This is a genomic window from Vibrio sp. PID17_43, from assembly GCF_002608565.1.
Taxonomy (GTDB): domain Bacteria; phylum Pseudomonadota; class Gammaproteobacteria; order Enterobacterales; family Vibrionaceae; genus Vibrio.
The window spans coordinates 43,028-55,809 of record NZ_LIXM01000026.1; the positions used below are offsets into that span (position 1 = coordinate 43,028).

Below are 12,782 nucleotides of genomic sequence, written 5' to 3' on the forward strand. Positions count from 1 at the left end.
CTAGGTGAATAGGTTGTTATGTCGTTTTGGTATTAGCTGTCTGTTAGCTGTGGGACTGGTGGGTTGTGCGGCTCATATTCCTGCGCCTGTTTCCAGCCTAAATAAGGACTATTCTAGCGTTGACCGAGGCAGCTATAGAGGTAGTTATTATGAAGTAAAGAATGGTGATACACTTTATTTTATAGCCTATGTCACAGATAAAGATGTAAATGATCTAGTTCGTTACAATGAACTGGCTGCACCCTATACCATTTTCCCAGGACAAAGGTTAAAACTTTGGGCTCCAAAATATGTCGCCCCCAAATTTGGCCATAAAGTAGAACCTGTTGTGGTTCCAGTAGTTGCAAAGACACCTACGCCAGTGACGAAACCATCAACAGTCTCAAAACCGCAAAAATCAAGTAAAAACTCTAATCAAAAGCCAATCAATACTTCCACTCAGGTTGCAAAAAAAACGCCGCCTAAGAAGGTTGAACAATCAAAACCAAAGGAGTATGTTGGTACAAAAGTTAACCAAAATATCAAGCCAAAGCCGCCAGTAACCACTGCGAAGAATGACAAAGTATCTAAGTGGTTGTGGCCAACAAAAGGGAGAGTAATTAAGAATTTTTCGGCGGGTGAACAGGGAAATAAAGGCATCGATATCGCAGGGCAGCGAGGTCAGTCAATTGTTTCAACCGCCCCAGGCACTGTGGTTTATTCTGGTAATGCGCTAAGAGGTTATGGCAATCTTATTATAGTGAAGCATAACGATAATTATTTAAGCGCATACGCACATAACGATAGGCTGCTGGTTTCTGAAGGACAGAGTGTCAAGAGTGGACAAAAAATTGCGACCATGGGTAGCTCAGGTGCTAAGTCCGTTAAATTGCACTTTGAAATTCGTTATCAAGGTAAATCCGTCAATCCAAAGCGTTATTTGCCTTAAAACTTTGAAAGACAACTTGCGACATCATTTAGCGACATATTGAGTTGTTATGTCTTGCTAACTCGCCAGGGGGAGGCGTTATGAGTATCAGCAACACAGTAACCAAAGTTGATGAGTTTGAATATAACAATGCATCAGAAGAGTGCGTTGATAAAGAACTTGAAAAAGCATCATCCAATAAAACCAAAACCGTTGCTCGTGAGGAATTAGATGCGAGCAGCAAGAGCTTAGATGCCACACAGCTGTATCTGGGCGAAATTGGTTTCTCTCCACTACTCACTGCAGAAGAAGAAGTGCTTTATGCACGCCGCGCACTTCGTGGTGATGAGGCCGCTCGTAAGCGTATGATTGAAAGTAATTTGCGCTTGGTTGTCAAAATTTCTCGCCGATACAGTAATCGTGGTTTAGCCCTTCTTGATCTTATTGAAGAGGGGAACCTAGGGCTGATCCGTGCAGTAGAGAAGTTTGACCCAGAGCGAGGTTTTCGTTTCTCAACGTATGCGACGTGGTGGATTCGCCAAACGATTGAGCGCGCGTTGATGAACCAAACTCGTACCATCCGCTTGCCAATCCATGTCGTGAAAGAGCTGAACATTTATCTGCGTACTGCGCGTGAACTTTCTCAAAAGCTCGATCATGAACCAACAGCTGAAGAGATCGCGTCTCAGTTAGATATCCCAGTTGAAGACGTGAGTAAGATGCTACGTCTTAATGAGCGTATTAGCTCTGTCGATACACCGATAGGTGGAGATGGTGAAAAAGCACTACTGGATATTATTCCGGACGCAAACAATTCCGATCCTGAGGTATCAACTCAAGATGACGATATCAAGTCATCGTTGATTCACTGGTTAGAAGAGCTAAACCCTAAGCAGAAAGAAGTGCTTGCACGACGTTTTGGTTTGCTTGGTTATGAGCCATCAACGCTAGAAGAGGTGGGGCGTGAAATTGGTTTGACTCGTGAACGCGTTCGTCAGATTCAAGTTGAAGGTTTACGTCGCTTACGTGAGATCTTGATTAAACAGGGTCTGAACATGGAAAACTTGTTCAACGTAGAAGACGACTAGTTCTGATTTTATAAGAAAAACAAAAAGGTTATGGTGACCCCATAGCCTTTTTGCGTTTTTTCATCTAAGAGATAAGTATTGGAGCTAGAGCATCTTCTTCAAGCGGTAAAGCTCTTCTAATGCCTGACGAGGGGTCAGGTCATCTGGATCAATATTAGACAATGCTTGTTCCACATCGCTTGGTTCAGGAATAAGGCTAAGCTGGTTCGCTACATCCACCGTAGTGGGGCGAGGACCATCACTTCCTTGACCTAATTGCTCAAGCTGAGAGAGCTTCATACGTGCATTTTTGATCACAGATTTTGGTACGCCGGCCAACCCTGCTACTGCTAAACCGTAGGATTTACTTGCCGCGCCTTCTTGAACGGCGTGCATAAACGCAATGCTGTCACCATGTTCAACCGCATCAAGGTGAACGTTAGCAAGGTTCGGCAATTGGTTTGGTAGTTCTGTCAGTTCGAAGTAGTGCGTAGCAAATAGCGTCATCGCACCAATTTGTGTTGCCAGCCATTCGGCGCTTGCCCATGCTAAAGAAAGGCCATCGTAAGTACTGGTGCCGCGTCCGATTTCATCCATCAGCACCAAACTGTTCTTCGTTGCATTGTGCAGAATGTTCGCAGTCTCGGTCATTTCGACCATGAAGGTTGAACGACCCGAGGCGAGATCGTCAGAGGCACCGATACGGGTGAAGATGCGGTCCAATGACCCAATATGAGCCGATTCTGCCGGTACGTAAGAGCCGATGTGGGCCATCAGCGCAATTAATGCCGTTTGGCGCATGTAGGTCGACTTACCGCCCATGTTTGGGCCGGTGATGATCAGCATCTTACGGTTTGAACTGAGCTCAATTGGGTTAGCAATAAATGGTTCGCTGGTGACTTGCTCAACCACTGGATGACGACCTGCTTGGATACGAATACCTGCTTCTTTATCCAACGATGGTCGGCAGTAATCCAGAGTATCTGCACGCTCAGCTAAGTTTTGTAGGACATCCAATTGAGAAATCGCTGAGGCAAGGTTTTGCATTTTCTCAAGGTTTGGCATCAATAAATCAAACAGTTCTTCCCACAGTTTTTTCTCTACCGCGAGCGCTTTCGACTTTGAATTCAGTACCTTGTCTTCGTGCTCTTTTAGCTCAGGAATGATGTAACGTTCCGCATTTTTTAGTGTTTGGCGACGCACATAATGCGGTGGTACAAGGTGACTTTGACCACGGCTCACCTGAATGAAGAAACCGTGTACGGCGTTGTAGCCAACTTTTAGTGTATCGATACCGTGACGCTCACGCTCATCAGCTTCTAACTTCTCTAGATATTCAGTGGCACCATCTGCCAGTTTGCGCCACTCATCAAGCTCAGTATCATAACCTTCTGCGATTACGCCGCCATCACGAATCACCACTGGTGGGTTTTCTTTGATCGCGCGTTCTAGCAAATCACATACATCATCCATTGGTGCAGCAAACTGAGCCAGCTTCGTGAGGTATGGATGAGCGAGAGAGGAAGTGACTGATTCCAGTTCTGGTAATTGTTGCATCGCATGACGCAGGCGAGCCATATCGCGTGGGCGTGCCGATCGAAGTGCCAAACGAGCCAGGATACGCTCGATATCGCCGATCTGTTTAAAGATGGGTTGAATGTCGGTGAACAGGCTTTGATCCTTGATTTCACCAATGGCATCTAGGCGATGGTTTAATGTATCAACGCAGCGCATTGGCTGGTGTAACCAACGTTTTAGCATACGGCTGCCCATCGGAGTGGAGCAGTGATCCAGTATCTCCGCCAATGTGTTGTCGGTGCCGCCAGAAAGGTTTTGTGTCAGTTCTAGGTTACGACGCGTTGCCGCATCCAAGATAACGGAATGGTCTTGACGATCATAAGTGAGCGAGCGAATGTGTGGTAGGGCAGTACGTTGAGTGTCTTTTACGTATTGGATCAAACAGCCTGCAGCGCACAGACCTAGCGTTGCGTGTTCTACACCAAAGCCAACGAGATCGCTAGTGCCGAATTGTTGATTGAGTTGTTGTTTAGCAGTATCCAGCTCAAATTCCCACACAGGGCGACGGCGATTGCCATTGCGGCTTGACATCAAATGGACAGATTCAAAGTCTTCTGGGAATAGTAACTCGCGTGGCGCAGTCCGTTGTAGTTCTGCGGCCATCGCCTCTTCAGTTTCTGGTTCAACCAACTGGAAACGTCCTGAAGTTACATCCAAAGTCGCATAACCAAACTTACCGTTGTGGGAGTATATGGCGGCAATTAGGTTATCAATACGCTCAGACAGTAACGCTTCATCGGTCACTGTCCCCGGTGTAACAATACGCACCACTTTGCGCTCGACCGGACCTTTACTGGTAGCCGGGTCGCCAATTTGCTCACAGATTGCGACAGACTCACCAAGCTGAACGAGTTTGGCTAAATAACCTTCTACAGCATGGTATGGAACGCCAGCCATCGGGATTGGCTCTCCTGCTGATGCACCGCGTTTAGTCAACGAAATATCAAGCAGTTGGGATGCGAGTTTGGCATCATCGTAGAAGAGTTCGTAGAAGTCGCCCATGCGGTAGAACAGCAAAATTTCTGGGTTCTCAGCTTTGAGCTTGAGGTATTGCTGCATCATCGGAGTGTGTTTTTGTTCAGCTTTCACAGGTAAGATCTTTAGTTTATTTCCGTAGCGACTTAGGATACGTGAATCCCGATCAAGTAAAAAGAGACAAAGGGCATTTTTGACCATGGAACAAACATCAAAATTGAGTGCTGATTTAGGAGCACTATTAGCGAAGCATGGGCATATGATGACAACGGCGGAATCCTGTACGGGAGGTGGTGTCGCTACCGCTATCACTGACATTGCAGGCAGCTCTGCTTGGTTGGATCGCGCGTTTGTCACCTACAGTAACGAAGCAAAAATGGAGATGCTTGGGGTGCAAGCCACCACGTTAGAATCCTATGGTGCCGTCAGCGAACCGGTTGTGATTGAAATGGTGCAAGGCGCATTGAAACACTCCAACGCCACCATCGGTGTGTCGATCAGTGGCATTGCTGGGCCTAGCGGTGGTAGCCAAGAAAAACCGGTTGGTACGGTCTGTTTCGCGTTTGCAGATACCCAAGATTGGTTGCAGGTTGAGACGATGCATTTTGCTGGCGATCGTGCCGAGGTGCGTGAGCAGGCGGTGATTCATGCACTTACTCAATTGCAGCAACATTTAATCTGAAATTTCTTCGAACAGCGTTAGCCCAGATTTGATAAGGGCTAGAGCAAGTCGCTCTATTGAGCAGACCAATTTTTTTTTATACAGGTATAGACACTGTATGAATCAACAGTATAATAACTTTCATTGCTGAGCAGTTTTCCTGCTTATGAAAAATGAATTATTATTCGTCGCCCAAAGAAGATGAATAAATCGGAGAAAGTAATGGACGAGAACAAACAAAAGGCGCTCGCCGCTGCGCTAGGTCAAATTGAAAAGCAATTCGGTAAAGGCTCTATCATGCGCCTTGGTGATAACCGCGCAATGGACGTAGAAACCATCTCAACAGGTTCTCTTTCTCTTGATATCGCTTTGGGTGCTGGTGGCTTACCTATGGGCCGTATCGTAGAAATCTACGGTCCAGAATCTTCAGGTAAAACAACGCTAACACTAGAGCTTATCGCAGCAGCACAGCGTGAAGGTAAAACATGTGCGTTTATCGATGCTGAGCATGCACTAGACCCGGTATACGCGAAGAAACTGGGTGTTGATATCGATGCGCTATTGGTTTCTCAGCCAGATACGGGTGAGCAAGCGTTAGAGATCTGTGATGCACTTGCACGTTCTGGCGCGATTGATGTCATGGTTATCGACTCAGTTGCAGCATTAACACCTAAAGCAGAAATCGAAGGCGAAATGGGCGATAGCCACATGGGCTTGCAGGCGCGTATGCTTTCTCAAGCAATGCGTAAACTAACAGGTAACCTAAAGCAGTCTAACTGTATGTGTATCTTCATCAACCAAATTCGTATGAAGATTGGTGTGATGTTCGGTAACCCTGAGACTACAACGGGTGGTAACGCGCTTAAGTTCTACGCTTCTGTTCGTCTAGATATTCGCCGTACTGGTGCAATCAAAGAGGGCGATGAGGTTGTAGGTAACGAAACGCGCATCAAAGTCGTTAAGAACAAGATTGCAGCACCGTTTAAAGAAGCAAATACACAAATCATGTACGGTCAAGGTTTCAACCGTGAAGGTGAACTGATTGACCTAGGCGTGAAGCACAAACTAGTTGAAAAAGCAGGTGCTTGGTACAGCTACAATGGTGACAAGATTGGTCAAGGTAAAGCGAACGCTTGTAACTATCTACGCGAAAACCCAGAAGTGGGTAAGACCATCGATATTAAGCTTCGTGAAATGCTATTATCACCAGCTTTGCTAGAAGCGCCAGAGTCTAGCGAGAAGCCTGAGCAAGAAGAAGAGTTTTAATCTTCTGATTAAATAAATCAAAACAAGGCCCTGCTATGCGGGGCTTTGTTGTATTTGCTGAAATCAAAACCAAATAAAACAAAGAGCTGAGCAATACCAATCACAGCAATTCAGAAAGCAGAACTAGCGTCATAATAAGCTAGGGTGAAGCGTAATATATTACGATTGGTATCGAGATAGTACAGCAATAACACGTTTAGGATCATTATGTACCAAAAGCGTCAAGCGCCAACGTTGTCGAGTAAAGAAGCGGCCATACAGTTGTTAAGCCGTCGTGATCACGGGCAATACGAGCTTTACCAAAAACTTGCTTTGAAAGGTTACGAAGAAGCGGACATCGAAGCTGCTATTAATTTTTGCCTCGACCACCACTATTTGGACGATTTGCGTTATGCCAAAAGCCAGATCCGACAGCATGTATACAAAGGGTATGGGGAACGTCGTATTCGTCAAGAGCTCAATCAAAAACGTATTGCGGAATCCATTATCGATATGGCGATGACCGAAGAGCCACAAGACTGGTTTGAACGAGCAAGAATGGCGGCGGAAAAGAAATTCAAAGGAGTCAAAGCCAAAGACCAAAAAGAGTACGCTAAACAGGTGCGATTTATGCAATATCGTGGCTATAACTTTGACCAAATAAGTTATGCGCTAAGCTTTGATTATGAAGATTAGCGGTGAATCCCACACCCTGATTTTTGTTTTGCTTCAAATTTTTTCTTCTCCCCCCTCTTTTCCGCAAGAAAACTAGTCGTAGCTGATTGCATGATCTACAATACTGCAAAATTCTAACTCGACTATTTTCAGGAAGAGCTGCATGTACATGAGCACTGATGAGGTTCGTAACGCGTTCCTCAAGTTCTTTGAAAGCAAAGGACACCAAATCGTAGAAAGTTCATCGTTAGTTCCACATAACGACCCAACACTGCTGTTCACAAACGCAGGTATGAACCAATTTAAAGATTGCTTCTTAGGCTTGGAAAAACGCGCCTACACTCGAGCAACTACGGCTCAACGTTGTGTACGTGCTGGTGGTAAACACAATGACCTGGAAAACGTTGGTTTCACCGCTCGTCACCACACGTTCTTTGAAATGCTAGGCAACTTTAGCTTTGGTGACTATTTCAAAGAAGATGCAATCGCATTTGCTTGGGAATTCTTAACAGAAACGCTAAAGCTACCAGCAGACCGCCTGCTTGTTACTGTCTATGAGACAGATGACGAAGCATTTGAAATCTGGAACAAGCAAGTGGGTATTCCTGCCGATCGTATTATTCGCATTGGCGACAAAAAAGGTGGTAAGCCATACGAGTCAGATAACTTCTGGCAAATGGGTGATACTGGTCCTTGTGGTCCATGTACCGAGATTTTCTACGATCACGGTGAGCACATCTGGGGTGGCCGTCCTGGTACACCTGAAGAAGATGGTGACCGTTTCATCGAGATCTGGAACAACGTATTCATGCAGTTCAACCGTCATGCAGACGGCACAATGGAACCGCTTCCAAAACCATCGGTAGATACGGGTATGGGTATCGAGCGCATCTCTGCGATCATGCAAGGTGTTCACTCAAACTACGAAATCGATGTATTCCAAGCGTTGATCAAAGCAGCGGCTGAAACGATCGGTTACGAAGACCTATCGAACCAATCGCTACGCGTTATCGCTGACCACATCCGTTCATGTTCATTCCTGATCGTGGATGGCGTTATGCCTTCAAATGAAGGCCGTGGTTATGTTCTACGCCGCATCATTCGTCGTGCCGTTCGTCACGGTAACAAGCTGGGCGCACAAGGTGCATTCTTCCACAAACTGGTTGGTGTACTAGCAGACATCATGGGTACTGCGGGCGAAGAGCTGAAGCGTCAACAAGCAGTGGTTGAAAAAGTACTGCGTATCGAAGAAGAAAATTTCGGTCGCACACTTGAGCGCGGTATGGCGATTCTAAACGAAGCATTAGATAACCTAGACGGTAAAGTGCTAGACGGCGAGACAGTATTCAAGCTCTACGATACTTATGGATTCCCAGCTGACTTAACCAACGATGTGGCTCGTGAGCGTGAGTTCGCGATCGACGAAGAAGGTTTCGAGAAAGCAATGGAAGAGCAGCGTCAACGTGCGCGTGAAGCAGGTAACTTCGGTACTGACTACAACGCAGCAATCAAAGTTGATACGCAAACAGAATTCTGCGGCTACACAGGTACGAAAGGCTCTAGTTCAGTCGCGGCAATGTTCGTTGAAGGCAACGAAGTAGATGCACTGTCTGCTGGCGACAAAGCGATCATCGTACTTGGTGAAACACCATTCTACGCTGAGTCAGGCGGTCAATGTGGTGACGCTGGTGAAATCCGAACGGAATCTGGTGTATTCCGTGTTGATGATACTCAGAAACTAGGTAACGCAATCGCACACCACGGTGTCATGGTAGAAGGCGTTCTAGCAAAAGGTGACGAAGTTGCAACCATCGTTGACGCAGAGCGTCGCGCCGCTATCTCTCTAAACCACTCAGCGACGCACTTGCTACATGCAGCACTTCGCCAATTGCTTGGTGAGCACGTTACGCAGAAGGGCTCGCTAGTGAAAGCTGATGGCCTGCGTTTCGACTTCTCACATCTAGAAGCAGTAACGGCCGCTGAACTGAAAGAAGTTGAGCGTCTAGTGAACGCACAAATTCGTCGTAACCACGCGATTGAAACCAACGTGATGGACATTGAGTCTGCGAAGAAGAAAGGCGCAATGGCACTGTTTGGTGAGAAGTACGATGACGAAGTTCGCGTACTATCTATGGGCGATTTCTCTACTGAGCTTTGTGGTGGTATCCACGCTTCTAACACCGGTGATATTGGTCTATTCAAGATCACTTCAGAAGGCGGTATCGCGGCTGGCATTCGTCGTATCGAAGCGGTAACGGGTGAAGGTGCGCTAGACGCAATCGAAGCTCAAGCGGCTAAGTACGAAGAGAAACTGGCTGAATCAGCACAGAAAGCGAAATCTCTAGAGAAAGAAATCCAGAAACTGAAAGACAAGATGGCTGCTGCAGAAAGTGCAAACATCATGGGTAAGGTTCAGGACATTAATGGTACAAAAGTACTGATTGCTGCGCTAGAAGGCGCGGATAACAAGAATCTACGTACTATGGTTGATGACATCAAAAACCAAGTAGGCAGCGGCGTTATCCTTCTTGCTAACGTGAATGATGACAAAATTGGCCTAATTGCAGGTGTGACGAAAGACCTTATCGGCAAAGTAAAAGCGGGTGACCTCGTTAAGATGGTTGCTGAGCAAGTTGGCGGTAAAGGCGGTGGTCGTCCAGACATGGCTCAAGCTGGTGGTACAGACGTTGCTGCGCTGCCTGAAGCAATTCAGTCTGTACAACCTTGGCTAGAAGAACGCCTATAATTATTTATAAAATGAATTACGCTCAATCAATGTTCTTTGATTGGGCGTAATTTTTTTATGGCAACCAAGTGGTTTAATTGACCGTATTTTGACCAAGTTATTTGAGCGACTTGGTTTTGTTGTAACTACCGCTTATATAATTTTCAACGAATAAAATACAAGTGGTCCTAATGAAACTTTGGTCTTGGGAAGGTGAAGACTGGTGAAAAAGCCCCTTATCGTGCAAAAGTTTGGTGGAACCTCGGTAGGCTCAATTGAGAGAATATATCAGGTAGCTGAACACATCATTAAGGCGAAAAATGATGGTAATCAAGTTGTCGTTGTTGTGTCTGCGATGTCAGGCGAGACAAACCGACTAATGGATCTCGCTAAACAAGTTGATAGCGTTCCAACGGCTCGAGAACTTGATGTTTTGCTCTCTGCTGGTGAGCAAGTGTCGATGGCACTACTGGCAATGACACTTAATAAATTGGGTTATGCCGCGCGCTCACTTACCGGAACACAAGCGAACATTGTGACGGATAATCAACACAATGACGCGACGATTAAACACATTGATACTACTACGATTATGGGTTTTTTAGAGCAAGATCAAATCGTTATCGTGGCAGGTTTTCAAGGTGTGAACGAAAATGGGGATATCACCACATTAGGTCGAGGTGGCTCTGATACGAGTGCAGTGACATTAGCTGGTGCGTTAAACGCAGACGAGTGTCAGATTTTTACCGACGTTGATGGCATTTATACTTGTGACCCGCGTGTAGTAAAAAATGCTCGCAAGATCGACGTGATCGATTTTCCTTCAATGGAAGCGATGGCGAGTCGAGGTGCGAAAGTGTTGCATTTACCTTCTGTGCAATATGCATGGAAGCATAATGTTCCGCTACGCGTGCTTTCAACATTCGATTTGAATGAAGGCAGCTTGGTTAAAGGAGACTTAGGCAATCAAGCCGTCTCGGGTATTGCTATTCAACGAGATCTTGCCATTATTGAAGTGGATAAAGAACATTTATCGAGTGCTACAAAGCAATGTCAGATGTTGGGTATCGACATTTGGATTGTGATCGAGGAAACAGAAAGAACAGGTATCATGATAAAACAAGATGCATGTGCCAAGTTGGAACTGGTGTTCAGCGATAAAATCCGTAATAGTGAAGAAGTAAGTCTATTGACCGCAGTAGGGCTCGAAGCCAGTGGAATGGTGGAGCATGCTGTTAGTTTGTTGGCAGGAAAGGATATTTCAACCCATTTCTGTTCAACCGATGCTCTCTCAATGATGCTAGTCTTACTCCCTGAGAGTATTGATGTGGCAGCAAACATTCTTCATGAAGCTTACGTTACATCCAGCGAAGTATTGAGCATTCAGCAAAAACATGCCTTTTTAGGCTAATTTTCGGCAACAAGATAGTTTACGAAAATATAACTTTTGTTGGATAATAGCTTTGTAGCAAGAAAATTTAGAGATTACTCAAGGAGCAAAGAATGCTAATTTTGACTCGCCGTGTAGGCGAAACACTTATGATTGGTGATGAAGTGACTGTGACTGTACTAGGTGTTAAAGGTAACCAAGTACGTATCGGCGTTAACGCTCCGAAAGAGGTTTCTGTTCACCGTGAAGAAATCTACATGCGCATTCAAGCTGAAAAAGGCAATGGCAACGTTGCTTCAGGCAACTACTAAGTCGCTCCTGTTTACAGAACTTAGTTTGAATGGAAAAGGCTAGCCTACGGGCTAGCCTTTTTAGTTTGTGCCATATATCTAAGTGACTGAACGCGAAATCAACCATCGCGAGCGAACTGGATATAAATGTATTTTTTTAAGAGAGTAGTCTCTTTTTTTCATCATAATAGAGTGGTAAAGTTCATTTAACGATCGCTTTGATTAAATCCGCACCGCTTAAACGTTTTTTGCGTTTTTTTTTAAAGAAAGTGTTTGACATATTTTCGGTAAAACGTAATATGTGCCTCCGCAAGACGGTGAGGTGGCCGAGAGGCTGAAGGCGCTCCCCTGCTAAGGGAGTATACGGTTTATCCCGTATCGAGGGTTCGAATCCCTCCTTCACCGCCATTCTTGCAACGTTGAGAAATCAACAAAAAGTGCGTCCTTAGCTCAGCTGGATAGAGTACCTGGCTACGAACCAGGCGGTCGGAGGTTCGAATCCTCCAGGACGCGCCATATCTCCTCGGAGATATAACAATGAAAACGGTGAGGTGGCCGAGAGGCTGAAGGCGCTCCCCTGCTAAGGGAGTATACGGTTTATCCCGTATCGAGGGTTCGAATCCCTCCTTCACCGCCATTCATTGACTGGCCGATTGGCCTTTTTTTTGTTTCGTAAGAAATAAAATGTGACTTGTTTCACAGCTTCTTTAGCAAGAAGAACTGCGCGTCCTTAGCTCAGCTGGATAGAGTACCTGGCTACGAACCAGGCGGTCGGAGGTTCGAATCCTCCAGGACGCGCCACTATTTAATAATTCGTTTGATAAACGGGTTATACACAGTAAAATATATATTATTGCGCGTCCTTAGCTCAGCTGGATAGAGTACCTGGCTACGAACCAGGCGGTCGGAGGTTCGAATCCTCCAGGACGCGCCACTCTTTAGGGTTTGATTTGATACAAATCGAAGTCCTGATATTGAACCTTGTTGATCAACAGGCTTAATATCGAAAACTGCGCGTCCTTAGCTCAGCTGGATAGAGTACCTGGCTACGAACCAGGCGGTCGGAGGTTCGAATCCTCCAGGACGCGCCACTCTTTAGGATTTGATTTGATACGAATCGAAATCCTGATATTGAACCTCGTTGATCAACAGGCTTGATATCGAAAACTGCGCGTCCTTAGCTCAGCTGGATAGAGTACCTGGCTACGAACCAGGCGGTCGGAGGTTCGAATCCTCCAGGACGCGCCACTCTTTAGGGTTTGATTTGAT

Annotated in this window: 9 protein-coding genes and 7 tRNA genes; 15 read left to right on the top strand and 1 reads right to left on the bottom strand. The window is 45.8% G+C overall.

Annotation, left to right across the window (positions count from 1 at the left end):
- Nucleotides 1–4 precede the first annotated feature (4 nt).
- Nucleotides 5–928 (top strand): peptidoglycan DD-metalloendopeptidase family protein, encoded by a 924-nt coding sequence (locus AK965_RS17085; protein WP_099080743.1) that lies wholly within the window; start codon nucleotides 5–7, stop codon nucleotides 926–928.
- An 80-nt stretch (nucleotides 929–1,008) separates the two neighbouring features.
- Nucleotides 1,009–1,995, top strand: coding sequence for an RNA polymerase sigma factor RpoS (rpoS, locus tag AK965_RS17090; RefSeq protein WP_099080744.1), 987 nt, complete (start codon nucleotides 1,009–1,011; stop codon nucleotides 1,993–1,995).
- A gap of 84 nt (nucleotides 1,996–2,079) precedes the next feature.
- Here rpoS and mutS read toward each other — a convergent pair whose 3' ends face one another.
- A complete protein-coding gene (gene mutS, locus AK965_RS17095; RefSeq protein ID WP_099080745.1) occupies nucleotides 2,080–4,641 on the bottom strand; it encodes a DNA mismatch repair protein MutS in 2,562 nt (853 codons plus the stop codon).
- 85 nt (nucleotides 4,642–4,726) lie between these two features.
- Between mutS and pncC the strand changes: the two genes are divergently transcribed.
- The 13 genes from pncC (at nucleotide 4,727) to AK965_RS17160 (ending at nucleotide 12,761) form a co-directional block, all read left to right on the top strand.
- Entirely contained in the window at nucleotides 4,727–5,209 is a 483-nt protein-coding gene (gene pncC / locus AK965_RS17100) for a nicotinamide-nucleotide amidase (protein ID WP_099080746.1), read from the top strand.
- Nucleotides 5,210–5,410: 201 nt separating this feature from the next.
- Nucleotides 5,411–6,454 (top strand): recombinase RecA, encoded by a 1,044-nt coding sequence (recA, locus tag AK965_RS17105; protein WP_099080747.1) that lies wholly within the window; start codon nucleotides 5,411–5,413, stop codon nucleotides 6,452–6,454.
- A gap of 207 nt (nucleotides 6,455–6,661) precedes the next feature.
- Nucleotides 6,662–7,129, top strand: a complete 468-nt coding sequence (gene recX / locus AK965_RS17110) for a recombination regulator RecX (protein WP_099080748.1) — start codon at nucleotides 6,662–6,664, stop codon at nucleotides 7,127–7,129.
- 142 nt (nucleotides 7,130–7,271) lie between these two features.
- The gene (gene alaS, locus AK965_RS17115; RefSeq protein WP_099080749.1) at nucleotides 7,272–9,854 is read left to right on the top strand and encodes an alanine--tRNA ligase; all 2,583 of its coding nucleotides are present in this window, start codon (nucleotides 7,272–7,274) and stop codon (nucleotides 9,852–9,854) included.
- 202 nt (nucleotides 9,855–10,056) lie between these two features.
- Nucleotides 10,057–11,244: an aspartate kinase gene (locus AK965_RS17120; RefSeq protein WP_099080750.1), complete on the top strand. Its 1,188-nt coding sequence runs from the start codon at nucleotides 10,057–10,059 to the stop codon at nucleotides 11,242–11,244.
- Nucleotides 11,245–11,336: 92 nt separating this feature from the next.
- The gene (csrA, locus tag AK965_RS17125; protein WP_004415691.1) at nucleotides 11,337–11,534 is read left to right on the top strand and encodes a carbon storage regulator CsrA; all 198 of its coding nucleotides are present in this window, start codon (nucleotides 11,337–11,339) and stop codon (nucleotides 11,532–11,534) included.
- 295 nt (nucleotides 11,535–11,829) lie between these two features.
- Nucleotides 11,830–11,921 (top strand) — tRNA-Ser (locus AK965_RS17130).
- Between the two features lie 31 nt (nucleotides 11,922–11,952).
- Nucleotides 11,953–12,029: transfer RNA gene (locus AK965_RS17135), tRNA-Arg, on the top strand.
- 29 nt (nucleotides 12,030–12,058) lie between these two features.
- A tRNA-Ser gene (locus AK965_RS17140) sits at nucleotides 12,059–12,150 on the top strand.
- A gap of 87 nt (nucleotides 12,151–12,237) precedes the next feature.
- Nucleotides 12,238–12,314 (top strand) — tRNA-Arg (locus tag AK965_RS17145).
- A gap of 56 nt (nucleotides 12,315–12,370) precedes the next feature.
- Nucleotides 12,371–12,447 (top strand) — tRNA-Arg (locus AK965_RS17150).
- A gap of 80 nt (nucleotides 12,448–12,527) precedes the next feature.
- A tRNA-Arg gene (locus AK965_RS17155) sits at nucleotides 12,528–12,604 on the top strand.
- 80 nt (nucleotides 12,605–12,684) lie between these two features.
- Nucleotides 12,685–12,761 (top strand) — tRNA-Arg (locus tag AK965_RS17160).
- Nucleotides 12,762–12,782 lie beyond the last annotated feature (21 nt).

Excerpts from the sequence above, each read along its gene's own strand:
- rpoS (WP_099080744.1), top strand. The coding sequence starts at position 1,009 with ATGAGTATCAGCAACACAGTAACCAAAGTTGATGAGTTTGAATATAAC.
- pncC (WP_099080746.1), top strand. The coding sequence starts at position 4,727 with ATGGAACAAACATCAAAATTGAGTGCTGATTTAGGAGCACTATTAGCG.
- recA (WP_099080747.1), top strand. The coding sequence starts at position 5,411 with ATGGACGAGAACAAACAAAAGGCGCTCGCCGCTGCGCTAGGTCAAATT.
- recX (WP_099080748.1), top strand. The coding sequence starts at position 6,662 with ATGTACCAAAAGCGTCAAGCGCCAACGTTGTCGAGTAAAGAAGCGGCC.
- alaS (WP_099080749.1), top strand. The coding sequence starts at position 7,272 with ATGTACATGAGCACTGATGAGGTTCGTAACGCGTTCCTCAAGTTCTTT.
- csrA (WP_004415691.1), top strand. The coding sequence starts at position 11,337 with ATGCTAATTTTGACTCGCCGTGTAGGCGAAACACTTATGATTGGTGAT.